Source organism: Streptomyces drozdowiczii (assembly GCF_026167665.1).
Classification (GTDB): Bacteria; Actinomycetota; Actinomycetes; order Streptomycetales; family Streptomycetaceae; genus Streptomyces; species Streptomyces drozdowiczii_A.
Genome location: NZ_CP098740.1, coordinates 7,055,805 through 7,081,810, shown reverse-complemented (window position 1 = coordinate 7,081,810; position 26,006 = coordinate 7,055,805). Strand labels below are relative to the sequence as shown.

The 26,006-nt window shown below is 73.9% G+C and carries 20 protein-coding genes and 2 pseudogenes; 16 read left to right on the top strand and 6 right to left on the bottom strand.

The features are described from left to right. The first annotated feature begins 2 nt into the window (after window positions 1-2). The 5 genes and pseudogenes from NEH16_RS31920 (at window position 3) to NEH16_RS31900 (ending at window position 9,130) form a co-directional block, all read left to right on the top strand. Window positions 3-1,025, top strand: coding sequence for an enediyne biosynthesis protein (locus tag NEH16_RS31920; RefSeq protein WP_265546606.1), 1,023 nt, complete (start codon window positions 3-5; stop codon window positions 1,023-1,025). Beyond that, a pseudogene (locus NEH16_RS31915) lies at window positions 1,022-6,890 on the top strand (type I polyketide synthase). Before NEH16_RS31920 ends, NEH16_RS31915 begins: the two are co-directional and overlap by 4 nt. Further along, complete coding sequence (locus tag NEH16_RS31910; protein ID WP_265546604.1) at window positions 6,883-7,248, top strand: hypothetical protein; 366 nt, start codon at window positions 6,883-6,885, stop codon at window positions 7,246-7,248. Before NEH16_RS31915 ends, NEH16_RS31910 begins: the two are co-directional and overlap by 8 nt. Then, window positions 7,245-7,787 (top strand): flavin reductase family protein, encoded by a 543-nt coding sequence (locus tag NEH16_RS31905; protein ID WP_073969471.1) that lies wholly within the window; start codon window positions 7,245-7,247, stop codon window positions 7,785-7,787. Before NEH16_RS31910 ends, NEH16_RS31905 begins: the two co-directional genes overlap by 4 nt. Then, window positions 7,784-9,130: a cytochrome P450 gene (locus tag NEH16_RS31900; RefSeq protein ID WP_073969470.1), complete on the top strand. Its 1,347-nt coding sequence runs from the start codon at window positions 7,784-7,786 to the stop codon at window positions 9,128-9,130. Before NEH16_RS31905 ends, NEH16_RS31900 begins: the two co-directional genes overlap by 4 nt. A gap of 90 nt (window positions 9,131-9,220) precedes the next feature. Here NEH16_RS31900 and NEH16_RS31895 read toward each other — a convergent pair whose 3' ends face one another. Both NEH16_RS31895 and NEH16_RS31890 read right to left on the bottom strand, forming a co-directional pair. After that, window positions 9,221-9,946: a helix-turn-helix transcriptional regulator gene (locus tag NEH16_RS31895; protein ID WP_276103277.1), complete on the bottom strand. Its 726-nt coding sequence runs from the start codon at window positions 9,944-9,946 to the stop codon at window positions 9,221-9,223. A 94-nt stretch (window positions 9,947-10,040) separates the two neighbouring features. Then, window positions 10,041-11,039 (bottom strand): ParB/RepB/Spo0J family partition protein, encoded by a 999-nt coding sequence (locus tag NEH16_RS31890; protein ID WP_265546599.1) that lies wholly within the window; start codon window positions 11,037-11,039, stop codon window positions 10,041-10,043. A 282-nt stretch (window positions 11,040-11,321) separates the two neighbouring features. Here NEH16_RS31890 and NEH16_RS31885 point away from each other — a divergent pair, with 282 nt between their 5' ends. The 6 genes and pseudogenes from NEH16_RS31885 to NEH16_RS31860 all read left to right on the top strand — a co-directional run bounded on the left by NEH16_RS31885 (window position 11,322) and on the right by NEH16_RS31860 (window position 16,983). Next, entirely contained in the window at window positions 11,322-11,894 is a 573-nt protein-coding gene (locus tag NEH16_RS31885) for a DUF5987 family protein (RefSeq protein WP_073969467.1), read from the top strand. Further along, complete coding sequence (locus NEH16_RS31880) at window positions 11,891-13,564, top strand: FAD-dependent oxidoreductase (protein WP_265546596.1); 1,674 nt, start codon at window positions 11,891-11,893, stop codon at window positions 13,562-13,564. Before NEH16_RS31885 ends, NEH16_RS31880 begins: the two co-directional genes overlap by 4 nt. Window positions 13,565-13,679: 115 nt before the next feature. After that, window positions 13,680-14,123 carry an acyl-CoA thioesterase gene (locus tag NEH16_RS31875; RefSeq protein WP_073969466.1) on the top strand — a complete coding sequence of 148 codons (444 nt, stop codon included), beginning with the start codon at window positions 13,680-13,682 and terminating at the stop codon, window positions 14,121-14,123. A 105-nt stretch (window positions 14,124-14,228) separates the two neighbouring features. Beyond that, window positions 14,229-15,032 carry a TIGR03084 family metal-binding protein gene (locus NEH16_RS31870; protein ID WP_265546594.1) on the top strand — a complete coding sequence of 268 codons (804 nt, stop codon included), beginning with the start codon at window positions 14,229-14,231 and terminating at the stop codon, window positions 15,030-15,032. A 33-nt stretch (window positions 15,033-15,065) separates the two neighbouring features. Further along, window positions 15,066-15,542 (top strand): annotated as a pseudogene (locus NEH16_RS31865) (prephenate dehydrogenase/arogenate dehydrogenase family protein); the annotation flags it as partial. 70 nt (window positions 15,543-15,612) lie between these two features. Beyond that, complete coding sequence (locus NEH16_RS31860) at window positions 15,613-16,983, top strand: condensation domain-containing protein (RefSeq protein WP_265546593.1); 1,371 nt, start codon at window positions 15,613-15,615, stop codon at window positions 16,981-16,983. Between the two features lie 88 nt (window positions 16,984-17,071). On the opposite strand, the gene NEH16_RS31855 is transcribed toward NEH16_RS31860, so the two are convergent. Together NEH16_RS31855 and NEH16_RS31850 are read right to left on the bottom strand one after the other, a co-directional pair. Then, a complete protein-coding gene (locus NEH16_RS31855; protein WP_265546592.1) occupies window positions 17,072-17,623 on the bottom strand; it encodes a carboxymuconolactone decarboxylase family protein in 552 nt (183 codons plus the stop codon). A gap of 29 nt (window positions 17,624-17,652) precedes the next feature. Continuing rightward, a complete protein-coding gene (locus tag NEH16_RS31850) occupies window positions 17,653-18,390 on the bottom strand; it encodes a thioesterase II family protein (RefSeq protein ID WP_265546591.1) in 738 nt (245 codons plus the stop codon). Window positions 18,391-18,680: 290 nt separating this feature from the next. Between NEH16_RS31850 and NEH16_RS31845 the strand changes: the two genes are divergently transcribed. The 4 genes from NEH16_RS31845 (at window position 18,681) to NEH16_RS31830 (ending at window position 23,491) form a co-directional block, all read left to right on the top strand. Next, window positions 18,681-19,862 (top strand): acyl-CoA dehydrogenase, encoded by a 1,182-nt coding sequence (locus NEH16_RS31845; protein WP_265546590.1) that lies wholly within the window; start codon window positions 18,681-18,683, stop codon window positions 19,860-19,862. An 82-nt stretch (window positions 19,863-19,944) separates the two neighbouring features. After that, window positions 19,945-21,135 (top strand): epoxide hydrolase family protein, encoded by a 1,191-nt coding sequence (locus tag NEH16_RS31840; RefSeq protein WP_265546588.1) that lies wholly within the window; start codon window positions 19,945-19,947, stop codon window positions 21,133-21,135. Further along, entirely contained in the window at window positions 21,132-22,517 is a 1,386-nt protein-coding gene (locus tag NEH16_RS31835; RefSeq protein WP_265546587.1) for an FAD-dependent oxidoreductase, read from the top strand. Before NEH16_RS31840 ends, NEH16_RS31835 begins: the two co-directional genes overlap by 4 nt. Further along, window positions 22,514-23,491 carry an NADP-dependent oxidoreductase gene (locus NEH16_RS31830; protein ID WP_265546586.1) on the top strand — a complete coding sequence of 326 codons (978 nt, stop codon included), beginning with the start codon at window positions 22,514-22,516 and terminating at the stop codon, window positions 23,489-23,491. The genes NEH16_RS31835 and NEH16_RS31830 overlap by 4 nt, the downstream gene beginning before the upstream one ends. On the opposite strand, the gene NEH16_RS31825 is transcribed toward NEH16_RS31830, so the two are convergent. Both NEH16_RS31825 and NEH16_RS31820 read right to left on the bottom strand, forming a co-directional pair. After that, window positions 23,481-24,461 carry an acyl-CoA dehydrogenase family protein gene (locus tag NEH16_RS31825; RefSeq protein ID WP_265546585.1) on the bottom strand — a complete coding sequence of 327 codons (981 nt, stop codon included), beginning with the start codon at window positions 24,459-24,461 and terminating at the stop codon, window positions 23,481-23,483. The two genes, NEH16_RS31830 and NEH16_RS31825, sit on opposite strands and share 11 nt — an antisense overlap. Before the next feature lie 5 nt (window positions 24,462-24,466). Continuing rightward, window positions 24,467-24,667 carry a hypothetical protein gene (locus NEH16_RS31820; protein WP_265546584.1) on the bottom strand — a complete coding sequence of 67 codons (201 nt, stop codon included), beginning with the start codon at window positions 24,665-24,667 and terminating at the stop codon, window positions 24,467-24,469. 251 nt (window positions 24,668-24,918) lie between these two features. Here NEH16_RS31820 and NEH16_RS31815 point away from each other — a divergent pair, with 251 nt between their 5' ends. Beyond that, the gene (locus tag NEH16_RS31815) at window positions 24,919-25,977 is read left to right on the top strand and encodes a carboxymuconolactone decarboxylase family protein (RefSeq protein ID WP_265546583.1); all 1,059 of its coding nucleotides are present in this window, start codon (window positions 24,919-24,921) and stop codon (window positions 25,975-25,977) included. The last annotated feature ends 29 nt before the right edge of the window (window positions 25,978-26,006 follow it).

Here is a 26,006-nt window from a genome sequence, read left to right as displayed (position 1 = left end):
CCATGACCGACCAGCAGACCCCCACCCCGATCAACACGCAGAACGCCCCCCGGCACGACGCCAAGGTCATCAAGGCGCTGACCAGGTTCGCCATCTCCATCTCGGTGCTCAACATCCTCGGCTACACCGTCCTCGGCTTCGAACAGGCGTGGACCTGGCCGCTGGTCGCCCTGGCGACGGCATACCTCCTGGAGATCGCCCTGGAGGCCGTCAGCGCCCGGGTCGAGGGCCGCAGGGCCCGCTTCCTCGGCGGCGGCCCGCGCGGACTGATGCAGTTCCTGCTCCCCTCGCACATCACCGGCCTGGCCGTGAACATGCTGACCTACGTCAACGACCGGATCTGGGTCATGGTCTTCGGCGTGATCGTCGCGGTCGGCACCAAATGGGTGCTGCGCGCCCCGCTGCGCGGCCGGATGCGCCACTTCATGAACCCGTCGAACTTCGGCATCGCGGTCATCCTGATGCTGTTCCCGTGGGCCAGCATCGCCCCGCCGTACCACTTCACCGAGTACCTCTACGGGCCCGCCGACTGGGTCCTGCCCGGCATCATCATCGTGCTCGGCACCATGCTCAACGCCAAGCTCACGAACCGCATGCCGCTGATCGCCGCCTGGGTCGGCGGGTTCGCCCTCCAGGCCATCGTGCGCGGCCTGATCTTCGGGACCTCCATCCCGGCGGCCCTGGGCATGATGACCGGCACCGCCTTCGTCCTCTTCACCAACTACATGATCACCGACCCGGGCACCTCGCCGTCCAAGCGGCCCGCCCAGATCGCCTTCGGCGGCGGAGTGGCCGCGATGTACGGCCTCCTGACGGCCCTGCACATCGCCTACGGCATCTTCTTCGCCACCGCGCTCGTCTGCCTGATCCGCGGCGGCTACCTGTGGTGGATCCACTACACCGCCGACCGGAACACCGCCGCGCAGCCGCAGGGCGTGTCCCCCGTCGTTCCGCTCCGCCCCGCGGCCGTCGCCCCCCTCGACGGCACCTCGCCCGGCGAACAGAAGGAGTCGGTGCCCGCATGAGCAGGATCGCCATCGTCGGCATGGCGTGCCGGTACCCCGACGCCGCCTCCCCCGCGAACTGTGGGACAACGCCGTCGCCGGCCGCCGCGCCTTCCGCAGGCTCCCGGACGAGCGCATGCGTCTGGAGGACTACTACGACCCCGACCCCGCGGCCCCCGACCGCTTCTACTCCCGTACGGCGGCGCTCCTGGAGAACTACGAGTTCGACCGCGTCGCCCACCGGACCGCCGGCAGCACCTACCGGTCCACCGACCTCACCCACTGGCTGGCCCTGGACACCGCGGGCCGCGCCCTCGCCGACGCCGGCTTCCCCGACGCGGCCGGGCTGCCCCGCGAGACCACGGGCGTCGTCATCGGCAACACCCTCACCGGCGAGTTCTCCCGCGCCAACGTGATGCGGCTGCGCTGGCCCTACGTACGACGGGTGCTGACCGGGGCGCTCAAGGACCTCGGCTGGGAGGACGAACGGATCGCCGAGTTCGCCGCCGGGATGGAGGAGGACTACAAGCGGCCGTTCCCGCCCACCGACGAGGACACCCTCGCCGGCGGCCTCGCCAACACCATCGCCGGGCGCATCTGCAACTACTTCGACCTCAACGGCGGCGGATACACCGTCGACGGCGCCTGCTCCTCCTCCCTGCTGGCCGTCACGACCGCCAGTGCCTCCCTGCTCAGCGGCGTCACGGACATCGCCGTCGCCGGCGGCGTCGACCTGTCCATCGACCCCTTCGAGGTCATCGGCTTCGCCAAGACGGGCGCCCTCGCACGCGGCGAGATGCGCCTCTACGACCAGGGCTCCAACGGCTTCTGGCCCGGCGAGGGCTGCGGCATGGTCGTCCTCATGCGGGAGGAGGACGCGCTCGCCGGCGGCCACCGCATCTACGCCACCATCGCCGGCTGGGGCATCTCCTCCGACGGCCAGGGCGGCATCACCCGCCCGGAGGTCAGCGGCTACCAGCTCGCCCTGCGGCGCGCGTACGAACAGGCCGGCTTCGGCATCGAGACCGTGCCGCTCTTCGAGGGCCACGGCACCGGCACCGAGGTCGGCGACGCCACCGAACTCACCTCGCTCGGCGAATTCCGGGCCCGGGCCGGCGCCGAGCCCGGCTCCGCGGTCATCACCTCGATCAAGGGCATGATCGGCCACACCAAGGCCGCGGCCGGCGTCGCCGGCCTGATCAAGGCGGCGCTCGCCCTCGACGCGCGCATGCTGCCGCCCACCATCGGCTGCACCGACCCGCACGACCTGCTCACCGCCGACGACGCCAACCTCCGGGCGCTGCGCGTCGCGGAACCCTGGCCCGAGGACGCCCCGCTGCGCGCCGGCGTCACCGCGATGGGCTTCGGCGGCATCAACACCCACATCGCCCTCGACAGGCCCGAGCCGCAGCAGCGCAAGCCGCTGGCCCGCCGCTCCCTCGACCTCGCCGGCTCGCTCCAGGACGCCGAGGTCCTGCTCTTCGACGCGGACTCGCCCGGCGAACTGCGCGAACGCCTCACCCGGGCCGCCGACGAGACGATCCGGCTCTCCTACGGCCAGATCACCGACCTCGCCGCCCTCCTCCAGCGCGAGCTGCGCGACCTGCCCTGGCGGGCCGCCGCCGTCGTCACCTCACCCGAGGACGCCGAACGGCAGCTGCGCCGCCTGATCACCGCCGTGGACCAGCGCGACGGACGCGAGACGGCCTTCGCGGCGGACGGGAACACCTTCCTGGGCCACGCGGCCGACGAGCCCCGCATCGGCTTCCTCTTCCCCGGCCAGGGATCGGGCACCAGCACCACCGGCGGCGCCCTGGCCCGCCGCTTCCCGGAGGCCGCCGAGGCGTACGCCACCGCCGCCCTGCCCACCACGGGCGACATGACGGCCACCGAGACGGCCCAGCCGCGCATCGCCACCGGCTCGCTGGCCGGGCTGAAGGTCCTGGACTCCCTCGGCATCGAGGCCGGACTCGCGGTCGGCCACAGCCTCGGCGAACTCTCCGCCCTGCACTGGGCGGGCTCCCTGACCGACGCCCAGCTCCTGGAGACGGCCCGGGTACGCGGCCGGGCCATGGCCGACCACAGCGCCTCGGGCACCATGGCCTCCCTGGCCGCCGGACCCGAGACCGCCGAACGCCTGGCCCAGGGCCTCCCCGTCGTCGTCTCCGGCTACAACGGCCCGGCCCAGACCGTCGTCGCGGGACCGGTCGACGCCATCGAGGCGCTGGCCGCCCGCGCCGCCGAGGAGAGCGTCCCCTGCACCCGGCTGCCGGTCTCGCACGCCTTCCACTCGCCCCTCGTCGCCCCCGCCGCCGAGTCCTTCGGCAGCTGGCTGGACGGCCGGGCGCACCCGGCCCCCGGACGCCGGGTGATCTCCACGGTCACCGGCGACGAACTCACCCCGGACACCTCCGTCCCGGACCTGCTCCGCCGTCAGATCACCGCCCCCGTCCGGTTCTCCCAGGCCGTGGCCCGGGCGGCCGGGGACGTCGACCTGTTCGTCGAGGTCGGCCCGGGCCGGGTGCTCTCCGGACTGGCCGGCAACGCCACGGGCATCCCCGCCGTCGCCCTGAACACCGACGACGAGTCCGTCCGCTCGCTGCTGCGCGTCGTGGCTGCCGCCTGGGTCAGCGGGGCGCCCGTCGCCCACGAGCGCCTGTTCCGGCACCGGCTCACCCGGCCGCTGGAGATCGGCGCCACCCGGACGTTCCTGTCCAGCCCCTGCGAGCAGGCCCCCCTCCTGGACCTGCCCGCCGTCGCCCCGGCCGCCGCCCCGGCGGACACCGGCGCGGCGGGCGAGGGCGGCGGCGCGGACGCCGGCCGGTCCGTCCTGGAGGTGCTCACCGCCCTGGTGGCCGAGCGCGCCGAACTCCCGGTCGAGCTCGTCGGCCCCGAGACCAGCCTCCTGGACGACCTGCACCTCAGCTCCATCACGGTGGGCCAGATCGTCAACCAGGCGGCCACCCAACTGGGCCTCGCCGCCGCCCGGATGCCGACCAACTTCGCGACCGCCTCCGTACGGCTCCTCGCCGAGGCGCTGGAGGAGCTGGCCGCCACGGCCGACGCGCCGGACGCGGCGGGCCCGGTCGTCACCGGTGCCGCGCCCTGGGCCCGCGCCTTCTCCGTGGCCCCGAGGAACTGCCGCTGCCCGCCGCCCCGCGCGCCGGGGAGGGCACCAGCACCTGGCAGCTGTTCGCCGACGCCGGGGACACCGGGGCCGAGGAGATCCGCACCGCGCTCCAGGCGTCCCCGTACGGTCCCGGCATCCTCATACGGCTCCCCGGGCAGTGCTCCGAGGAGGCCCTTCAGCACGCGCTCGACGGGGCGAAGACGGCCCTCGCCGTCGCCTCCCAGGACGCCGAACTGCGCTGCGTCCTCGTCCAGTCGGGGCGCGGCGCCGCCGGCCTCGTCAAGACGCTCGCCCAGGAGGAGCCCCGGCTCCGCGTCACCATCGTGCACACCCCGCCCGGCGAGCACCTGGTCGAACGGGTCCTCGCGGAGGTCGCCGCCACCCGGGGCGCCGTCCGGTTCTCCGAGGCCCACTACGGCGAGGACGGCGTGCGCCGGGTGCCGACGCTGCGGGCCCTGCCCATCCGCGCCGAGCACAACGACCCGCCGATCGGCGCCTCCGACGTCCTCCTGGTCACCGGCGGCGGCAAGGGCATCTCCGCCGAGTGCGCCCTCGCCATCGCCCGCGAGACCGGGGCGGCCCTGGCCGTCATGGGACGGTCCGACGCGGAGGCGGACGCCGAACTCGGCGCGAACCTCGCCCGGATGGCGGACGGCGGCGTGGCCGTGCACTACGCGCGTGCGGACGTCACCGACCCCGCCCAGGTCCGGGCGGCCCTCGCGGAGCTGACCGGGCGGCTCGGCCCCGTCACCGGTCTGCTGCACGGTGCCGGGCGCAACGAACCCGCCCCGCTGACCACGCTGCGGCGCGACGACCTCCGGCGCACCTTCGCGCCCAAGGTCGACGGCCTCCGGCACGTCCTGGACGCGGTCGGCGCGGAGAACCTCAAGCTCCTCGTCACCTTCGGCAGCATCATCGGCCGGGCCGGCCTGCGGGGCGAGGCGCACTACGCCACCGCCAACGAGTGGCTGGCCGACCTCACCGAGAGCGTCGCCCGGGACCACCCGGGGCTGCGGGCCCGGTGCGTGGAGTGGTCCGTCTGGTCCGGCGTCGGCATGGGCGAGAAGCTCTCCGTCGTGGAGACGCTGTCCCGCGAGGGCATCGCCCCCGTCTCGCCCGAGCAGGGCGTGGAGATCCTGCTGCGCCTCATCACCGACCCGGACGCGCCCGTCGTCTCCGTCGTCAGCGGCCGTACCGAGGGCATCTCCACGGTCCGCCGCCACCAGCCGCCGCTGCCGCTGCTGCGGTTCACCGCCACCCCGCTCATCCGCTACCACGGCGTCGAACTGGTCACCGAGGCGGAACTCAACGTCGGCTCCGACCCCTATCTCGCCGACCACCACCTCGACGGCAACCTGCTGATGCCCGCCGTCATGGGCATGGAGGCCATGACCCAGGTCGCCTTCGCGGCCACCGGCCGGACCGGCACACCCGTCCTGGAGGACGTGCGGTTCAGCCGGCCGATCGTCGTCCCGCCGGACGGCTCCGCGCACATCCGGATCGCCGCCACCGTCACCGGACCCGACACCGTCGACGTCGCCGTCTTCACCAAGGAGACCGGTTACGCCGCCGAGCACTTCCGGGCCCGCGTGGTCCACACGACGACACCCCCGGCGGAAGGACGGCCCGACGTCAGCACCGCGCCGCTCGGCCCGGTGCCGCTGGACCCCGACGCCGACCTGTACGGGAGCGTGCTCTTCCAGGGCACCCGCTTCCAGCGGCTGCGCCGCTACCACCGCGCCGCCGCCCGGGACGTCGACGCCGACCTCACCCTGGCGGGCACCGGCGGCTGGTTCGCCGGCTACCTCCCCGCGACCCTGCTGCTCGCCGACCCCGGCATGCGCGACGCGCTCATGCACGGCAACCAGGTCTGCGTCCCGGACGCCACCCTGCTGCCATCCGGCATCGAGCGCCTGACACCGCTCACCGCCGCACAGCTCCCCGGCGACCTGGACGAGCTGCGCTACTGCGCCACCGAACGGTCCCGGGACGGTGACACGTACATATACGACATCGCCGTACGCACCCCGGACGGCACCGTGGTCGAGCGGTGGGACGGGCTCACCCTGCACGCCGTACGCAAGAACGACGGCGCCGGGCCCTGGCCGCCGGCGCTCCTCGGCTCCTACCTGGAGCGTTCGCTGGAGGACGTCCTCGGCGCGAGCATCGCGGTCGTGGTCGAACCCGACCCGGACGACGAGGGCGACGCCCCCGGGCCCGGAGCCGTGGCGACCAGGACCAAGAAGGTGACCAGGAGCCGCCGGGCCGCGACCCTGACCGCCGTGCAGCGCGCGCTGGGCGCACCCGCCGAGCTGCGCTACCGGCCCGACGGGAAGCCCGAACTCGCCGGCGGGCGGCACGTCTCCGCCGCGCACGGCATGAACCTCACCCTGGCGACCGTGTCCGACACCGCCGTCGCGTGCGACGTCGAGCCGGTCTGCGTACGCACGGAGAAGGACTGGGCCGGCCTCCTGGGCGACCACGCCCCACTGGCCGAACTGGTGGCGCGGACGACGGGCGAGGCCCCGGACACCGCGGCCACCCGGGTGTGGAGCGCGGTGGAGTGCCTGAAGAAGGCCGGCCACCTCACCACCACGTCCCTGACGCTGCTCCCGCGGACCAAAGCCAACTGGGTGCTCTTCAAGAGCGGTGACCTGGAGATCGCCACCTTCGTCACCGCGCTCCGCACCTCGCTGGAACCCGCCGTCTTCGCCGTCCTGGCGGAGCCCGGAAAGGGGGACGAGGGCCATGAGTGACACGTACGAGTACCGGTTCACGGCCACCGGGACGGAGGCCGAGGCCGACGGCTCCTACCTCGGCTGCCTCCTGCGCCAGGAGCAGTGCCGCGAACTGGCCCTGGAACGGACGGCGGCCCCCGCCGCACCCCTGGGCACCCGGGAGATGGACTGCGAGGCCCTGACCGAGACCGAGCCCGGTGACGCCGTGCTCGTCCGGGTCCGGGTCACCGGGACCGCGCCCGGAGAGCTGGAGCTGACCTACCACCAGTACAAGCAGGGGGCGCACGGCGAGGAGGTCCTGGTCGCCCGCGGCCGGGAACGCGTCGCCGGGATCAGCCCGTCCATCCTCTCGACACCGGCTGGGAGTTCCGCATGAGCCTGGTAACCACCCGCACCGCGGAGGACGTCGACCTCACCGACACCCGCCAGCTGCGCGGCGCCTTCGGAGCCTTCGCCACCGGGGTGTCCGTCGTCACCGTCGGCGGCAGCAGCTGGCGGGGCATGACCGCCAACTCGTTCACCGCCCTCTCCCTCGACCCCCCGCTCGTCCTGGTCTGCGTCGGCAAGGAGGCCGTCATGCACGGCAGCCTCACCGGCGCGGAGGACTTCTCGGTCTCCGTACTGGCGGCCGGGCAGGAGGACGTCGCCCGGCACTTCGCGGACCCCACCCGGCCCTCGGGGCTCAGCCAGTTCGCGACGGTCGGGTGGGAGCCGGGCCGGGCCACCGGCGCCCCGCTGATCGCCGGGGCCGACGCGCACTTCGAGTGCGTGCGCCAGGAGGTCTACGACGGCGGCGACCACACCATCTTCATCGGCCGGGTCGTCGCCGCGCGCAAGCGGGCCCCGGCCGCCGACACCCTGGTCTTCCGGGGCGGGCGCTTCCGGGGCCTGGCCGAAGAACGCGAGGCGGCATGACCGCCCGGCCGGCCGAACCCCCGGTCTCCGCCCTCCCGGGACTGCTGCGCAAACTGGCCACGGACCGCCTCGGCCTGATGCGGGACGCGGCGGCCCTGGGCGACGCGGTCCGCGTCGCCATCGGCCCGAAGAAGCTCTACATCTTCAACCATCCCGACTACGCCAAACACGTCCTGGCCGACAACAGCGACAACTACCACAAGGGCATCGGCCTGGTGCAGGCCCGCCGCGCCCTCGGCGACGGCCTGCTGACCAGCGAGGGCCCGGTCTGGCGCAAGCAACGCCGGACCGTCCAGCCCGCGTTCAAGCCGGCCCGGATCGCCCAGCAGGCCGAGACCGTGGCGGAGGAGGCGGAGAAGTTCGTCGCGCTCCTCGCCCAGCACGAGGGCGCGGCCCCCGTGAACATCATGCACATGGTCACCCAGCTGACCCTGGGCGTCCTCGGCCGCACCCTCCTGGACACCGGTCTCGACGGCTACGGCGAGGTGGCCCACGCCTTCGAGGCGGTGCAGGACCAGGCCATGTTCGACATGGTGACGATGGACAAGGTGCCCGCGTGGCTGCCGCTGCCCCGGCAGCGCCGGTTCCGCACCGCCCGCCGCGAGCTGCACCGGATCGCCGACGCCCTGATCGCCGACCGGCGCGGCCGGATGACCGGGGGAGCGGCGCCCGACGACGCGCTGGCCAGGATGATCCTGGCGGCGGCCGAGTCCGAGAGCGTCGACGGCGCCCCGGAGCAGCTGCGCGACGAGCTGGTGACCCTGCTGCTCGCCGGGCACGAGACGACCGCCAGCACGCTGGGGTGGACCTTCCACCTGCTCGACCGGCACCCCGAGGTCCGGGAGAAGGTCCGCCAGGAGGCCCGGGAGATCCTGGGGGACCGCGCCCCGGTCCTGGACGACCTGCACCGGCTGTCCTACACCACCATGGTCATCCAGGAGGTCATGCGCCTCTACCCGCCGGTCTGGGTGCTGCCCCGCATCGCCCAGCAGGCGGACAACGTCGGCGGATACGAGGTGTCGGCCGGGGCGGACGTCCTGATCAGCCCGTACATCCTGCACCGGCACCCCGGGCTGTGGACGGACCCCGAGCGGTTCGACCCGGAGCGGTTCGACCCCCAGCGGGTCGCCCACCGTCCGCGCTACGCGTACATCCCGTTCGGGGCCGGGCCCCGGTACTGCGTGGGCAGCAACCTCGGGATGATGGAGGCGGTGTTCGTCACGGCCCTGGTCACCCGGGACCTGACCCTCGACTCCGTGCCTGGGCACAGGGCGCTTCCGGAGGCGATGCTCTCGCTGCGCATGGCGGACGGGCTGCCGATGACGGTCGGCCGGAACCGCTGACGCCGTTGACCGCGGCGCACGAAGGGGCCGGCGGTGCGAATCCCCCTCGCACCGCCGGCCCCTTCGCGCGCCCCTTGCCCCCGGGGCTTCTCAGGCGGCGGCCGGGGCGTGGAGGTCCCGGCCCGACAGGGCGACGAGGATGGGCGGGTCCAGCGGATCGGCCGGGCGCAGCACGATGTCGGCGGGCAGCACGGCGACCCCGGGCTGCACGGTGACCGGCCCGTACCGGCCGACGCTGAGGGTGTCCGGCGCGTACCCGCCCCGGCCGGCCGGGAGCGGGGTGCCGTACGGGACGGAGTAGGCCAGGACGTGCCAGGTGCCGGGCGGCACGTCGTGCAGCTGGAAGGGGCCGGGGCCGTCCATGACGGTGTGCCGGACGGGCCGGCCCTGAAGGATCGCGCTGGGGAACAGCCCGATGAAGACCTGGCCCAGGGGCCGGTCGCCGGGCAGCACCACCCGTCCCCGGATGGCGAGCGGCGCGGGGCCGTCGTCACCGGTGCGGACCGGGACCGGGCCGAGCGCCGACACATCGCCGCCGCTCTCCCGGTACATGCTCGGCGACACCCCCACACACGTCTTGAAGCGCGTGCTGAACGTCCCGACGCTGCTGTAGCCGACCCGGCTGCTCACATCCGCGACGCTCATGTCCGTGGAGACGAGAAGGCGCTTCGCCTCCTGAATCCGGAGCGCGGAGAGGAACCGCCGCGGTGACGTTCCCGTGGTGTGCCGGAAGATCCGGGTGAAATGGAACTTGCTGAACATGGCGACGCGCGCCATGTCGTCGATCGTGAGTTCCTGATCGAGATGTTCGTGCATTTCCTCGACCACGCGAAGAATCGCCTGGTTGACCGATGGGGAAGTCACAAGAGATCCCTTCTGCCTAACGTCGATCGGGTCGCGATCCGCATGTTCAGCGGCCGGTATTCATTTCATTCGCGAATCGTCGCCATGAATCCGAGCACTTCATCGCCACATCGGCGATCGCCTGCCGGCTGTGCGCCGGGATGGCCGGAGTCTGGCGCCGCCATGCCTCGTCGGTGAGGAAATGGGCGTGCAGCCACCGGACGAAGTCGCGCCCGGAATCCGTCTGCCGCAGCGCCGGGTCACCGGCCAGGCTCCGCAGGATGTCCAGAGCGTCCCGGGTCGTCACGGTGCGGCCCCCGCCGGACGGGGCGCGGCGGACGGGCGCCGCACGCCGCGGGCCCTCCGGCTCGCGGGCCGCCGGGCGCGTCGCGGAGCGGGGACCCGGCTGGGGCGCCGGGTCCTCACCGCGCAGCAGCCGCTGCCGTACGTCGTGGGCGGTGCCCAGGGAGAGTCCGGTGCGCTGGGCCACCATGCGCAGGGTCAGGCCCGGCCGCAGCGCGATGAGTTCGGCGGCCTGCCGGCGCTCGGTGGTGCGGTCCAGCGGATGGGCCTTTCCGTCGCGCCCGACACGCATGTTCAGCTGCGGAGAATCCGCGGTTGAACGGTGCCGGACCCCGGCCACCGTCTTCGCGTCGAGCCCGGTGTAGATGCCGATGCTCCGGTCCGACATGGCCGGGAACGAGCGCAGGATCCGTTCCGCCGCGGCCTTCCGGTCGGCGGTCGAGAGCGGCAGTCCGTGCGCGATGTTCCGGGCGACGGACTGGATGAACGCCTCCTCGTCGGCGCCGTCGAAGAACTGCGCCCGCAGCACCTCGTGCCCGAGGATTTCGGCGGCCCGCAGCCGGTGCATCCCGTCGATGACCCGCATCGTCGGACGCTGCACCAGGACCGGCGGCAGCGAGTCGTACACCTCGGCGAGCCGCCGGGCGTGCGCCTCGTCGATCCCGTCCAGACGCGGTGAGCGGCCCGGAGTCAGATCGCAGATGCGCACCGGCTGCGTGAAATGGGCGGGTAGCTCCGTCTGTTCCTCGGCAGAACCGCTCATGGGTGCTCCTGGAAGTGGGGGTGAACTGTTCCCGACGTAGAGAGGTGGAACGATTTCCAACGCGCGCACGATCCGGTTCCGCTGTTCGAAGAGCGATTCGAACTCTACCGGCTGGCTGGTTTTATTGGGTGGCTCGGAGCGGCCCCGCGGAGACTTCGGTTAGTTGCTTCGTGGAACTCGGTCGTTTCTTGAACAGACTCACCCGTTGCTTGAACTCGCGCCCCTCGCATAGCTTCCTCGGCATGCCGCACGACATTCCGATTGTCCGAAGAGGGAGAGTTGATGACCGACGGGACGGGCCGGCAGGCGGCCGACAGCGCGCAACTGACCCTGGAAGCATTCGCGGACACCATAATCCCCGGTGAAAAGCGCGGTCCGGAGGACCGTGCCGTCGCCGGAGCGGCCACCGGCGGCGGAGCCGTCGCGGCCGGCGCGCTGGACCTCCTGCGCTGGGACGCCACCGGAATGTCGGAGGGCGTGGACGGCCTCGCGGAACTCCTGGACGAGCACGCCCGTGGCTACGCCGGGCAGCACGGCCTGGAGCTCGACGCGACGGTCCCGCCCTTCGTGGCCCTCGACTTCGAGCACCGCACCGAACTGGTCAAGCGGCTGACGGCCACCGGCCACCCGGAGCGCGAGTTCTGGATCCTGCTGGCCCTCTTCTCCAACATGTCCTTCGACTCGGCCGCCCACCTGCACACGGCGGAGGCCCTGGCCGCCGACCACCCCGGTCTGGCCGCCCTCGGCATCACCCCGCCCGGCGCGGACGGCTTCTGGCGCTTCACGAAGCCCGGTTACGGACGCCCGCTGGCCCGCCTGCACCCCGACACCACACCCTCCGGGAGCCCGGCATGACGAACCCCGCGGAAAGCACCGACGTCCTGGTGATCGGCAGCGGCTTCGGAGGCGCCATCACCGCCTACCACCTTGCGGCCGGCGGGGCCTCCGTCACCGTACTGGAACGCGGACCCTGGCTGACCAGCGAGGACTTCGAGCACGACTACAAGCTCGGCTCCTCGTACACCCGGGCCTTCGACTTCGTCGTCGGCGACGGCATGAGCGTCCTCGGCGGCAACTGCGTCGGCGGCGGCAGCGTCGTCTACTTCGCCGCGATGCCCCGCGCCCCCCGCTTCGTCTTCGAGCGCAAGGGCAGCATCGGCCGCCGCATGTGGCCGAAGGCCATCGACCGCGACACCCTCGACCCCTGGTACGACCGCGTCGCCCAGGCGCTGTCCGTCACCCGGCAGGACTGGGACGACGTCAGCTACGCCGGCGGACTGTGGGCGGCCGCGTGCGACCACTCCGGCCGCACCGCCAACCCGCTGCCGACCGCCGTGGACAGCTCCCGGTGCACCAACTGCAACTGGATGATGGCCGGCTGCCGCTACGAGGCGAAGCAGTCCCTCCTCCTCAACTACCTGCCCGCCGCCGTCTCCCACGGCGCCGTGATCCGGCCACTCCACGAGGTCCAGCGCATCACCCGGACCCCCGAGGGCGACTACCGGGTCCACTACGACGTCATCGACGCCGAGGACTACCGGGTCCGCACCGGAAGCGGCGTCATCGAGGCGAAGATCGTCATCCTGGCCGCCGGCGCGGGAGCCACGCCCGTCATCCTCCAGCGCAGCGAGGGCGACCTCGGCACCATGCCGCACGCGGTGGGGCGCTACTTCTCCGGCAACGGGGAACGCCTCAACACGGCGATCATCGACGAGGAGAAGGCCGCCGAGCTGCTGAAGCTCGACCGGGGCGACGGCACCGCGTACGCCGTCAACCAGATCGGCAAGGGCCCCACCGTCGCCAACTGGGACCGGCTCGACGGATCGCTCCCCGAGTTCTCCCGCTACTCGCTGGAACAGCTCTACTTCCCGCCCGGCCTCGGCACGATCCTCGCCCAGGTGCCGGGAGAGGCCGCCCCCTCCTGGTTCGGAAAGGCCAAGAAGGAGATCCTCAAGCGCTGGCAGTCCTGGCTGACCATCTTCACCATGATCGAGGACAACAACGAAGGCGTCTTCGGTCCGCCGCCCGCCACCGGGAACGCCCACCGCATCTCCCAGCAGATGCTGGGCCGCGGCAACCTCCGTTACGCCCCCACCACCAGCACCGTCGAGGCGTGGGCGAAGTCGGACGCCGAGGTCAAGGAGATCCTTGAGAAGGACGGCCTGTCCCAGGTCATGCCCTGGACCAACGACCTGGTCGGCGCCTATACGGTGCACCCCCTGGCCTCCTGCCGGATGGGGGACGACCCGCACACCTCCGCGCTCGACGACCGCAACGAACTCCGCGGCCACCCCGGCATCTTCGTCACCGACGGCTCGGCCGTCCCCGGCGCGCTGACGGTGAACCCCGCCATGACCATCGCGGCCATCGCCGAACGAGCGGTCCCGGGCATCGTGCGCGCCGCCCAGGACAAGGGCGTCCGCGTCACCTACCGGGGCACGCTCCCCGCCGCCGTCCGCGACAGCCGGTCCAGGACCCTGACCGTCATCCCGTCGCCGTCCGTACCCGCGCCCGTCGCCGGATAGCCGCGCACCCCCGCCCGGGCCAGGGGCCCGGGCGGCCACTCATCGCCAGCAGGTTGCTTCACGAAACCGGCCCCACCGCACCGAACGCCACGCACGAGCAGGAAGAGGGAAGACCATGAGCGCCTACTTCGAGTACCAGCACACCGTCGGCTTCGAGGAGACCAACCTGGTCGGCAACGTGTACTACGTGAACTACCTGCGCTGGCAGGGACGGTGCCGTGAGATGTTCCTGAAGCAGGAGGCGCCGGCCGTCCTGGCCGAGGTCCAGGACGACCTGAAGCTCTTCACCCTCAAGGTCGACTGCGAGTTCTTCGCGGAGATCACCGCCTTCGACGAGCTGTCCATCCGGATGCGCCTGGCGGAACTCGGGCAGACCCAGCTGGAGTTCACCTTCGACTACGTGCGGCTCGCCGAGGACGGCGGCGAGACCCTGGTGGCCCGCGGCCGCCAGCGGATCGCCTGCATGCGCGGCCCCAACACCGCGACCGTCCCCTCGCTCGTCCCGGACTCCCTGGTCCAGGCCCTCGCGCCGTACGCCGGCGCCGCGCTGGCCGCCTGACGCCCCGCCCCCGTACGGCCCACGCACGCCCAGTGGGTTGCTTCACGCAACCCCACCGAGTTGCTTCACACAACCCATCACACAACCCACCCCAGGAGACACCCCATGGCCACGCTGCAGGACACCCTCAAGGACCTCTCGATCGACGCCGAGGAGACCATCCGCCTCGTGGAGCACCTGGACGACGCCGCCTGGCGGACGCCCACCCCCGCCACCGGCTGGACGATCGCCGACCAGATCGCCCACCTGACCTTCATCTTCCAGCTGGCCAGGACCGCCGCCGCCGACCCGAAGACCTTCGAGAAGATCGCCGCCGGCGCGGCCGGTGACTTCAACGGCGCGGTCAACGCGGCGCTCCGCGGCTTCGACCACCTCACCCCGGCCCAACTGCTCGCCGCCTTCACCGCCGAGAGCGAGGCGTGCGTGCGGGCCCTGGCCGCCGTGCCGGAGGACTCCATCGTCCCCTGGCTCGTCAATCCGCTGCCCCCGAGGATCCTCACCTGCGCCGGGATCATGGAGGTCTTCGGGCACGGCCAGGACATCGCCGACGCCCTCGGCGTGCGCCGCGAGCCCAGCGACCGGCTCCGCCACCTGGCCGAATTCGCCTGGCTGACCCGTGACTTCGGCTACCTCTCGCGCGGCCTGACGCCGCCCGCCGAGCCGTTCCGGTTCGAGCTGACCGCCCCCTCCGGGGAGCACTGGAGCATCGGCCCGGCCGACGCCGAGGAGACCATCACCGGCCCCGCCCACGACTTCTGCCTGCTGGTCACCCGCCGCCGCCACCCCGACGACCTCGCGCTGACCGCGAGCGGCGACCGCGCGACCGAGTGGCTGGGCCTGGCCCAGGCGTACCGGGGCCCGGCCGGTGAGGGCCGCCGGCCGGGGCAGTTCGCGGCCCACAGCCACTGACCCGGCACCGCGACGGATCCCCCGGCGACCGCCATGACCTCACCGGCCCCGCACGACGTCACCGTGATCGGCTGCGGGACGCTCGGCACCTCCCTCGCCCTGGCGCTGACCCGGGCCGGCCGCAGCGTCGCACTCGCCGACCGGGACCCGCACGCCCTCGCCCGGGCCGTGTTCCGGGGCGCGGGCACCGAGCTGGCGCCCGACAGCCCCCCGGCCGGCCTGGTCGTCGTCGCCACCCCGACCGCCGCCGTGATCGACACCCTGTACGAGGCGCAGACCACCGGTCTCGGCCGCGCCTACACCGACCTCACCGCCGGGAACCACGGCATCTGGGACGAAGCCCGTCTGCGCGGCTGCGACCTGCGGGGTTACGTCCCCGGCCGCCCCCGGCTCGCCGCCCGGCCGGCCGGACCGTCCGCCGGCCTCTTCGCGGGCCGCCCGTGGACGGTGTGCCCCTACCCTCTGGTCGAACCGGACGCCCTGGACGCCGTCGACCTCCTCGTCCGCACCTGCGGCGCCCACCGCGACGACGTGCCCCGGGCACCCGGCCCTCGACTCCGATCCCCGAAAGAGGAAGACGATGACCACGCTCACCCAGCAGGCGTCCGACCAGCAGCCCGAAGCCCTCTCCGCGCCCCAGGTGCTGTGGAACTCGGGGGACGAGGGCGACGAGGCCGGATTCTTCAGCCACCGGTTCACCATGGCGGGCAGCTGGCGGATCACCGGTCCGCTGGACACCGCCGGTCTCCAGTGGGCCCTGGACCGGCTCGTGGTCCGGCACACCATCCTGCGTACCGTCGTCAAACGCGACAAGGACAGCCCGACCCAGGAGGTCGTGCCCGCCCGGCCCGTCCCCCTCCTGGTCGACCACCTCGCCGTGGCGGCGGGACCGGACCGGGACGCCGCCGCCGAACGGCTCCGCAACGAGGCCGAGACCGGCAGCCTCGACCCCCGCACCGTGCCGCTGCTCCGCGCCCGCCTGGTCCGCTTCGACGCCGAGGACGCCGTCCTGAGCCTCGTCACGCACCACACCGCCGGCGACGAGTGGTCGATGCAGGTGCTCCTGCGGGACCTGGCCGAGCTGATCCACGCCCACGCCGAGGACCGGCCCGCCGCCCTGCCCGAGGCCGTCCAGTACACCGATTTCACCCACGACGAGCACGCCCGCGAGAACGCGCCGCGCACCGAGGAGGACCGCGCCTACTGGCGTACGCGACTGGCCGGCGCCCGCGTCTTCGCGGTCCCCACCGACCGCGAGGTCCCGCACGTCCACTCCGCGCCCTACTCCGCGCACAACTTCCTGCTCGACGCCGCCACCGTGACGGCCGCCCGGGAGCTGGCCGCACAGGCGGACACCCCCGTCTCCACCGTGTACCTGGCGGCGTTCAACCTGCTGGCCCACCGGATCGACGGCACGACCGACCCGGTCATCGACACGCTCACCACCGTGCGCCCCGACCCGCGCCACCAGGGCATCGTCGGCCCGCTGATGGACTTCCTCGCCCTGCGCACCGGCCTGGCCGGCTGCGACACCTTCCGCGACGTCCTGGCGGCCACCGCCCGGACCTGCCGCGAGGGCCATGCGAACGCGGTCCCCATCCAGCACGTCGAGGACATGCTGCCCGAGCTGATGTCGCCCAACGACGAGCCCAGGAAGACCAACCTCATCTTCGGCGCCTTCGCTCCGCCCTTCGAGCCGGACGCCACCCGGATCGCCGACGGCACGGAAGAGGTGCCCAAGCCGGCCGGACTGACCCCGGAGGGCGCCTGGATTCCGCACGGCGTCGCGTGGACCGTGCACGCCCTGGCCACCGGGGAGCTGGGCGGGCACATCCAGTTCAACACCGAGGAGCTGGACCCGGAGACCGTCGCCGGCTGGGCCCGTACCTACGCCGCCCTGCTCGAAGCGGCCGTACGGGAGCCCGACCGGGCCTGGAACAGCATCGGGTGACCGGGAACGGCGGAGGCGGGTGGGGTACGGGAAGCCTCCCGTACCCCACCCGCCTCCGCGGTCCTCCTTCAGCCGCCGCTCACACCGGTCAGGCCGGGACGCTCACGGCGCGGCCGTAGCCCACGGTCGTGATCCGGTGGGCGGACTCCAGGTAGTAGTCGTCCGACACCGGCAGCGCGGTGTCCAGGCAGCTGACGTACCGGTTGAACATGCAGAAGGACGCCGCGATCAGCACGGTGTCGTGCAGGTCCGCGTCGCTCGCGCCCGCCCGCCGGGCCTCGGCCACCGCCTCGGCGGAGACCGCCCGGGCCGCCGCCTGCACCTCGGCCGCCACGGCGAGCAGCGCCCGCAGCTTGTCGCCGATGGGCGCGGTCGCCGGGTCGGCGAGGACCGCGTCGACCAGCGCCTGGCCCTCCACCAGCTGCGCGGCGGCGAAGGCGGCGTGCGAACCGGCGCAGAACGGGGTCCGGTTGAGGTGGGAGACGTACGCGGCGATCAGCTCCCGCTCGCCCTGGGGGAGCGAGGCGGGCGCCCGCAACAGGGTCTCGGCGAGATGGTTCAGCGGGGCCGCGGTGTCCGGCCGGTTGGCCATCAGGCCGGTGATGCCGGGGAGGTCGTTGTCGAGCGCGATGTGCGTCATGTGGTGCCCTTTCGCGGAGGAGTGTCACGTCACAGAGGGGTCAGCGGGGAGGCGGCCAGTTCCGCGTCGACCAGCGCGAGGGGCGGGTCGTCCGCGAGGTAGAAGTGGCCGCCGGAGAAGGTGAGTTGGCGGAACCCGCCGGTGGTGCGGTGCGACCAGCCGGCCGCCTGTCCGGGGCCGGTCACCGGGTCGGCGTCACCCAGGACCCCGGTGACGGGACAGCCGACGCGGTCCGCCGGGTCTGCCGCGTACCGGCTCGCCATGAGCAGGTCCGCCCGGATGTACGGGAAGTACCGGTCGAGGAGCCCCGGGTCCTCCAGCAGCGCGGGGTCGGTGCCCCCGAGCCGGACCAGGGTCGCCGCCAGCTCGTCCGGGGACGCCGTCTCCAGCCCGGCGGGGGCCGGCCGCGCCGGCGGGGCCGAGGCGCCCGAGACGAAGAGGTGGCTGAGCGAAACACCGTCCCGCTCCAGCAGCAGCGCCGTCTCGAACGCGGCCCAGGCGCCCATGGAGTGCCCGAACAGCGCCACCGGCCGGTCGGCCAGGGCCGCGACGGCCGGCGCGACGCCCGCCGCGAGGCCCCGGACCTCCGTGGCGCACGGCTCGGCCGCCCGCTCCGCGCGGCCCGGGTAGCGCACCGCGTACACCTCGAACCGTCCGCCGGGGGAGGCCCAGTGCCGGAAGAACGCGGCCGTGCCCCCGGCATGCGGGAAGCAGACCACGCGAAACGCGGCGCCGGGGACGGCCCGTACGCACTCCATCCACGCCATGACCGCGCTCCTCTCCGGGGCCGACGGCGGAACCCGGAGAGGCAGCCTCCACCGCGCGCGGCGGGCCCGACGCGCTTGAACGGGTGTTCAGGCACAGCGGAAGAGCGACCGCAGCACGCGGGAAGACGCGCCCGGCACCGCCCGGGCCCGTTGCGCACGACGGAAGATGCGCCGCCCACCGCACGGGCAGCAGCCTTGATCCACGCCCGGGCAGGCGCCGGAGACGCGCGGGCCGCGACGTCCCGCAGCGCCCGGTCCCTCCGCGAAGACCGAGACGAGAGGCACCACACATGACTGCGACAGCGCCGGTGGCCCACCCCCTCCAGGAGAACGTCAGCAAGGTCCTGCCGACGCTGCGCGAGCACGCGCGGTGGACCGACGACAACCGCAGGATCCACGAGGCCACGCTCGACGCGCTCGTCGGGACCGGGGCGCTGCGGATGCGCGTCCCGGCGCGCTACTCCGGCGAGGAGACGGACTTCGCGACCCTCCAGAGCGTCATCGGCGAGATCGCGCGCGGCGACGGCGCGGCCGCCTGGAACACCGCCGTCTGGTCCATGTGCGCCTGGCTCGCCGGGCTCTTCCCCGACCAGGTCCAGGACGAGGTCTTCGCCGACCCGGACGTCCGCGTCTGCGGGGTGCTCAGCCCCTCCGCCCAGGCCCGCCCGGACGGCTCCGACATGATCATCGACGGCCGCTGGGCCTTCGTCAGCGGCGCCCTGCACAGCCAGTGGCAGGTCGTCCTCGCCATGGCCCCGGCCCCGGGCGGCGACGGCGTCTGGCCCGTCATGGCCCTCGTACCGACGGCCGAACTCCAGCTGGAGGACGACTGGTTCACCTCCGGCCTGCGCGGCACCGGGTCCATCACCACCATCGCCGACAACGTCCGGGTGCCGATGGAGCGCGTCCTGCCCCTCCCCCTGGTCCTCCAGGGCCAGTACGCCACCGAGCTGAACCAGGCGTCCCCGGTCTGGAACGCGCCGATGATGGCGACCGGCTCCGCCTGCTTCGCCGGTGCCGCGGTCGGCCTGGCCCGCGCCGCCGTCGAGACCTTCCACGACCGGCTCCCCGGCCGGAAGATCACGTACACCGCCTACGAGAGCCGGCGCGAGGCCCCGGTGACCCACCTCCACGTCGCCGAGGCCGCCTACCTGGCCGACGAGGCCGAGTTCCACGCCCGCCGCATCGCCGGCGACCTGGACCGCAAGGGCCTGGCCCGCGAGCCGTGGACGCTGCCGGAGCGGATCGCCGCCCGCGCCGCGCTCGGCCGGACGTTCCGTCAGGCGGCCGGCGCCGTCGAGGCCCTGGCCACGGCGAGCGGCGGCAGCGGCCTCTACAGCACGGACCCCATCCAGCGCATCCGCCGCGACGTCCAGGCGCTCAACCTGCACGCGCTGATGCACCCCGACACCAACGCCGAACTGTACGGACGCGCGCTCTGCGGCCTCGACCCCAACACCTCGTACCTCTAGGCCCTGCCTGGGCCCTGCCCGGGGCAGCGCCCCCGCTCCACGCGACGGAACCCACCACAGCCCCAGGAACCGGGAAGACCACATGCATCCGTACCGCACCGAGTTCCCCCCGTCCGCACTGGACGACCTGCGCAGGCGTCTGGCGGAGACCCGCTGGCCCGCCGAGATCCCCGGAGCCGGCTGGAGCCGCGGCGTCCCCGTCGGCTATCTGCGCGAGCTCACCCAGTACTGGCTGGACACGTTCGACTGGCGCGCCGTCGAGGAACGGCTCAACGCCCACCCGCAGCTGCGCACCGAGGTCGACGGCACCCCCGTCCACCTCCTGCACGTCCGCTCGCCCGAGCCGGACGCCACCCCGCTGCTCATCACCCACGGCTGGCCCGGTTCCGTCCTGGAATACCTGGACGTGATCGGCCCCCTCACCGACCCCCGGGCGCACGGCGGCGACCCGTCCCGCGCCTTCCACCTCGTCCTGCCCACCCTCCCCGGACACGGCCTGTCCGGCCCGGCCGCCGAGCCCGGCTGGGGCGTGCCCCGGATCGCGCGGGCGTGGGCGGAGATCATGCGGAGGCTGGGCTACGACCGCTATCTCGTCCAGGGCGGCGACCTGGGCTCCTGGGTGAGCCTCGCCCTCGGCTCCCTCGACGCCGAGCACGTCGCCGGGGTGCATGTGAACTTCCTGGTGACCCCGCCCCCGGGCCCCGAGGCCGTCGCCGGGCTCGACCAGCGGGACCTGGGCCGCCTCGCCCGGCTCGGGGACTTCTTCGAATACGGCTCCGGCTACATGAAGATCCAGGGGACCCGGCCGCAGACCCTGGCGTACTCCCTGGACGACTCCGCGGCCGGCCAGCTCGCCTGGATCGCCGAGAAGTACAAGGAGTGGTCCGGCTGCGCCGAGCGGCCCGAAGAGGTCATCGACCGGGACGACCTGCTCGCCAACTTCACCCTGACCTGGCTCACCGCCACGGGCGGCTCGTCCGCCCAGACCTATTACGAGCTGGCCGACCAGCTGCCCGGCTCGCCCACCGCGACCGCCCCGCCGCCCATGACCGCGCCCCTCGGCGTCTCCGTCTACCCGGACGACCCGGCGCCCCCGGTCCGGGCGTTCGCCGAGCAGCAGTACCCGCACATCGTCCAGTGGCGCGAGCACCCCGGCGGCGGCCACTTCGCCCCGCTGGAGCAGCCCGCGCACTTCGTCGCCGACCTCCGCGACTTCGCCGCGGCCGTCGACGCCCGGCAGCCGGTCACCGCCTCGACGGGGGGCCGCGCATGACGGCCGGAGCCACCGCCCCCGGCCGGCGCGCCGTCGTCCTCGGCGGCGGCATCGCCGGCCTGCTGGCCGCCCGGGTCCTCGCCGACTCCTACGACGACGTCCTGGTCGTGGACCGGGACGAGCTGGCCGACACGGCGGCGCCCCGGCGGGCCGCACCCCAGGGCCACCACGTCCACGGTCTCCTCGCCAGCGGCCACGAGGTCATCGAGGGCCTGTTCCCCGGGCTGACCGAGGAACTGCGCGCCGACGGCGTCCCCGTCGGCGACTTCGGCACCAGTCTCGGCTGGCACTTCGACGGCCGCATGATGCGGCGCACCACCACCGGACTCACCTGCATCTCGCCCTCGCGGCCCATGCTGGAACAGCGGCTGCGCCGCCGGGTCCGCGCCCTGGACGCCGTCCGGTTCGCCGAGGCCACCGACATCACCGGGCTCGCCGGCACGACGGGGCACGGCCGGGTCACCGGGGTGCGCCTGCACGCCCGGAACGGCACCGAGGGCGCGTACGAGGTCCCCGCCGACCTCGTAGTCGACGCCACCGGACGCGGCTCCCGCACCCCCGGCTGGCTGGCCGCGCTCGGCCTGCCCCCGGTGCGCGAGGACAAGGTCAAGATCGACCTCACCTACACCACCTGCGACTTCCGGGGCCCCCTGGACCCCGACCCGGTCGGCGACGGGGTCGCCGAGGTCTGCGTCGCCACGCCCGGCTCCCCCCGGGGCGCGACGCTGGCCCGGCTGGCGGACCGCTACTCGCTTTCGCTGTACGGGATCCACGGCGACCGCCCGCCCGCCGACCTGCCCGGCTTCCTCGCCTTCGCCGCGTCCCTCCCGGTGCCGGCGATCCACGAGGCGGTGCGCGACGCCACCCCGCTGGGCGACCCGGTCTCCTTCCACTACCCGGCCAGCGTGCGCCGCCGCTACGAATCCCTCGGCGCGTTCCCCCGGGGGCTGCTCGTCCTCGGCGACGCGGTCTGCTCCTTCAACCCCATCTACGCCCAGGGGATGACGGTCGCCGCCCTCGGTGCGCGGGTGCTCGCCCGGCACACCGGCCGCGACCGGGACCCGGACCCGCGCGCCTACTTCCGCGACCTGGCACGCGTCAACGACGCCCCCTGGGCACTGGCGGCCGGCGGCGACCTCGCCTTCCCCGGCACGCGGGGCAGGCGGAGCCTGCCCGTACGGCTGGTGAACGCCTACATGCCCAGGCTGCGCGCGGCGGCGGTCCACGACGAGGCCGTCACCGAGGCGTTCCTGCGCGTGGCCGGGCTGGTCGACCCGCCGCCGGCCGTGATGCGCCCCTCGGTGCTGCGCCGGGTGCTCCTCCCGCGCGGCAGGCGTGGGAGCGCGGACACGGCGGCGGACCGCGAGCGGGCCCTGTCATGAGGACCGGCCGGCTCGTCCGCCTCGTCTCCCGCCCGGCCCAGCGCGTCCCGGACCCCGGGGACGTCGAACTGGTCGAGGTGGACGTCCGGGACCCCGCCCACGGCGAGGTCCTGGTGCGCAACCTCTACATGTCCATCGACCCCGGCGCGCTGCTGCGGATGAGCGACCTGTCCGCCCTGGACATCCCCCACTTCGAGACCGGCGAGCCCCTGTGGAGCGACGCGGTCGGCGAGGTCGTGGAGTCGCGGTACGAGGGCCTGGCGGCCGGCGACCTCGTATGGCACCGGTACGGGTGGCGGGACTACGCGGTCGGCGACGGCCGGCAGTTCCGCCGCCTGGACCCGCACGCCTACCCGTCGCTCTCCCACCACCTCAGCTTCGGGGTCGTCGCCTACATCGGCGTCGAGCTCGCCCGCATCAGACCCGGCGACACCGTGCTGGTGTCCAGCGCCGCCGGCGGGGTGGGCTCCATCGCCGGGCAGATCGCCCGGCTGCGCGGCGCGGGCAGGGTGATCGGCTCGGTCGGCTCGCCCGAGAAGGTGCGCTTCGCGGTCGAGACCCTCGGCTACGACGCCGCGTTCGACTACCACGACGGGATCGCCCCGCAGATCGGGGGCGAACTCGACGTCTACTTCGACAGCGTGGGCGGAGAGCACCTGGAAGCGGCCATCGACGCCCTGCGGCCACGCGGCCGCATCGTGATGTGCGGGCAGACCGAACAGGTCAGGTCCGGCGTGCCGACCGGCCCGCGCAACATGCTCACCGTGGTCGGCAAACGCCTCAGCATCCAGGGCTTCTACACCTTCGACCACCCCGAGCTGATGCCCAAGTTCGAGGAGGAGTTCACCCACTGGGTGCGCACCGGCCGGATCGTGGTGCCGGAGACCGTGGTCGACGGCCTGGAGAACGGCGTCGACGCGGCGGTCGGCCAGCTGACCGGCCGCTTCACCGGCAAGGTCGTCCTCAGATTCTGAACACCGCCGCCTCCGGCTCCTCGTCCGGCTCCTCCGCGACAGCGTGGTCGCGGCCGAGGAGCGATACGGCGAGCAGCCGGTGGCACAACTCGTTGGACGGGCCCATCAGCGCCACCCCGCGCGCGTCCGCGAGCAGGCCCGCCATCGCGCTCTCCGACGAGTAACCGGCCGAGCCCATGAGCCGGCCGGCCTCCAGACAGATGTCCTCCGCCGCCGTCGAGGCGAACAGCTTGCTGTGCAGCGTCGCCAGGTCCGGGCGGGGAGCGGTCCCCGCACCCGCCCGCTCCACCATGGCCCGGGACGCCTCCAGACGGGTCGTCAGCTCGGCGAGCCGGTAGCGGAACGACTGCCGCCCCATCAGCCCGTGCCGATGGGCGTACCCGGTCACCTCGTCCAGCGCCGCCTGCGCGATGCCCACCGCCACCGCGCCCAGGCTGGCGCCCGACCGGTGCGCGCCGGCCACGATCTCCTGCCCGGCGCCCACCGCGCCCAGCCGGTTCGCGTCCCGCACCCGGCAGTCCGTCAGGGACACCGTCCCCGTCGCGGACCCGCGCATCCCGGCAAGGTCCAGGCCCAGATCCGCGGCCAGGCCCTCGGCCGCCGCCGGGACGACGAAGAACGTCGGCCGCGGGGACCCGCCCGGCACCGGCTCCACGGCCGGGCGCGCGTCGCGCACCTGCACCAGATACAGATCGGCCAGGCACGCACCCGTGGTGAACGCCTTCGCCCCGTGCAGCACCCAGCCGCCCGTCTCCTCGCGCACCGCCGTACTGCGCGGTCCGCCCGCCCCGCCCCGGCCGCCGCCCTCGCTCCACGCGGACGCGGCCAGCCAGGTGCCGTTCGCCAGCCGGGGCAGCAGCTGCGCCTTCTGCGCGGCCGACCCCCACTCACCGATCCGCGCCGCGACCGAGCAGTGCTGGAACGCGATGATGGCCAGCGACGGATTGACCACCGCCACCTCCTCCACCATCCGGTTCACCTCGGCCGCCCCGCCCCCGCGCCGCCGTACGCCTCGGACACCGCCAGGGCCAGCAGCCCCGAAGCCCGCAGCTCGGCCACCGCCGCCCGGTCCGGCTCACCGCTGCGCGCCGACAGGGCCGCCGAGGTTCGGAGCCGGGCCCGCAGCACCGGCGTAAGGGACGGTCGCCGCCGCTCGACGACAGGCACAGGGGACATGGCGCCTCCTCGTTCTCCGCCTCGCCCGGCCGGGGCGAGGACACCCCCTCAGCGTTCAACCCCGCGCCCCGGCAGGCATCTTCGGGGTTGCCGGTCCACCGGGCCCCGGGCGAACCGGCAACCGCGGAGGTGCCCGCCCCGCCCGCCGGCTGACAACCTGCGCCGAAAACCGCCGGGACCAACGGACCGCCGGGCCACGAGGCCGCCGGGCGGCGACGGGCACGGCACGGTTCGCGGGAGGCGCGGAGAAGATGAGACAGATCGTGGGAGCGATGCTCCGGCACGCGTGCACACAGATCCGGTACGTCACGGCCGTACGGCAGTCCGAGGCGCGCGGCGACGTCGCCGCCGTCTACGCCCAGGCCGTGGAGGACTTCGGGGTGCTGGCACCCCCGCTCGCCCTGCACTCGCCGTCCCCGACCGCGCTGGCGGCGGCCTGGACGATGCTCCGGGAGGGCCTGCTCGTGGACGGCGCGACCGACCGGGCGGCGCGGGAACGGGTCGCCGCGGCGGTGTCCCGGGCCAACGCCTGCCCGTACTGCGTGGACGTCCACCGGGCCACGTACGAGACCCTGGACGGCGCCGCCGACGAGGACCCCGAGCTGACCGCCTGGGCCCGCGCCGCCGCCGACCCGGGCGCCGGGACCCCGCCCTGGCCAGCCTCCTGGCCGCCGGACCGGCGCGCCGAATTCCTCGCGGTGGCCGTCGTCTTCCACTACCTCAACCGCATGGTGACCCTCTTCCTCGCGGAGTCGCCCATGCCCGCCGCCGTCCCGGGGCCGGTGCGCGGCCCGATGATGCGGACGGTCGCCCGGGCCATGCGCCCCGCCGGTGCCGCGAGCCCGGCGCCCGGCCGGTCGCTCCCCCTGCTGCCCGCCGCCCCGGCCCCGGAGGGCTTCTCCTGGGCGGAGGACGCGCCGGCGGCCGCCGACGCGTTCGGCAGGGCCGCCGCCGCGACGGACGCCGCCGTGCACTGGCTCCCCGAGCCGGTCCGCGCCCTGGTGAACGGGCGCCTGGACACGGGGGACCACCCGCGGGGGCCGAGCCGTGCCTGGTTCTCCGACGCGGTGGCGGGCCTGCCGGCCGCCGACCGGCCCGCCACCGCCCTCGCGCTGCTGGTGGCGTACGCCCCGTACCAGGTGACCGACCAGGACGTCGCCGCGTTCCGCGCCCGCCACCCCGGGGACCGGGCGCTCGTCGAACTCACCTCCTGGGCGGCGCTGCGCTCCGCGCTGAGCACCGGCCGCCGCCTCGGCCGCAACCAGGAGGCGCGTACCGCTCCCCGCGCGGACGGGGGCCGCCGCACATGAGCAACCACGGAGATGCCCCCCTGGGGTCC

Bases quoted from the DNA above. Each gene is read 5' to 3' on its own strand.
- NEH16_RS31920 (WP_265546606.1), top strand. From the start codon at position 3: ATGACCGACCAGCAGACCCCCACCCCGATCAACACGCAGAACGCCCCC.
- NEH16_RS31910 (WP_265546604.1), top strand. From the start codon at position 6,883: ATGAGTGACACGTACGAGTACCGGTTCACGGCCACCGGGACGGAGGCC.
- NEH16_RS31905 (WP_073969471.1), top strand. From the start codon at position 7,245: ATGAGCCTGGTAACCACCCGCACCGCGGAGGACGTCGACCTCACCGAC.
- NEH16_RS31900 (WP_073969470.1), top strand. From the start codon at position 7,784: ATGACCGCCCGGCCGGCCGAACCCCCGGTCTCCGCCCTCCCGGGACTG.
- NEH16_RS31895 (WP_276103277.1), bottom strand. From the start codon at position 9,946: ATGCACGAACATCTCGATCAGGAACTCACGATCGACGACATGGCGCGC.
- NEH16_RS31890 (WP_265546599.1), bottom strand. From the start codon at position 11,039: ATGAGCGGTTCTGCCGAGGAACAGACGGAGCTACCCGCCCATTTCACG.
- NEH16_RS31885 (WP_073969467.1), top strand. From the start codon at position 11,322: ATGACCGACGGGACGGGCCGGCAGGCGGCCGACAGCGCGCAACTGACC.
- NEH16_RS31880 (WP_265546596.1), top strand. From the start codon at position 11,891: ATGACGAACCCCGCGGAAAGCACCGACGTCCTGGTGATCGGCAGCGGC.
- NEH16_RS31875 (WP_073969466.1), top strand. From the start codon at position 13,680: ATGAGCGCCTACTTCGAGTACCAGCACACCGTCGGCTTCGAGGAGACC.
- NEH16_RS31870 (WP_265546594.1), top strand. From the start codon at position 14,229: ATGGCCACGCTGCAGGACACCCTCAAGGACCTCTCGATCGACGCCGAG.
- NEH16_RS31860 (WP_265546593.1), top strand. From the start codon at position 15,613: ATGACCACGCTCACCCAGCAGGCGTCCGACCAGCAGCCCGAAGCCCTC.
- NEH16_RS31855 (WP_265546592.1), bottom strand. From the start codon at position 17,623: ATGACGCACATCGCGCTCGACAACGACCTCCCCGGCATCACCGGCCTG.
- NEH16_RS31850 (WP_265546591.1), bottom strand. From the start codon at position 18,390: ATGGCGTGGATGGAGTGCGTACGGGCCGTCCCCGGCGCCGCGTTTCGC.
- NEH16_RS31845 (WP_265546590.1), top strand. From the start codon at position 18,681: ATGACTGCGACAGCGCCGGTGGCCCACCCCCTCCAGGAGAACGTCAGC.
- NEH16_RS31840 (WP_265546588.1), top strand. From the start codon at position 19,945: ATGCATCCGTACCGCACCGAGTTCCCCCCGTCCGCACTGGACGACCTG.
- NEH16_RS31835 (WP_265546587.1), top strand. From the start codon at position 21,132: ATGACGGCCGGAGCCACCGCCCCCGGCCGGCGCGCCGTCGTCCTCGGC.
- NEH16_RS31830 (WP_265546586.1), top strand. From the start codon at position 22,514: ATGAGGACCGGCCGGCTCGTCCGCCTCGTCTCCCGCCCGGCCCAGCGC.
- NEH16_RS31825 (WP_265546585.1), bottom strand. From the start codon at position 24,461: ATGGTGGAGGAGGTGGCGGTGGTCAATCCGTCGCTGGCCATCATCGCG.
- NEH16_RS31820 (WP_265546584.1), bottom strand. From the start codon at position 24,667: ATGTCCCCTGTGCCTGTCGTCGAGCGGCGGCGACCGTCCCTTACGCCG.
- NEH16_RS31815 (WP_265546583.1), top strand. From the start codon at position 24,919: ATGAGACAGATCGTGGGAGCGATGCTCCGGCACGCGTGCACACAGATC.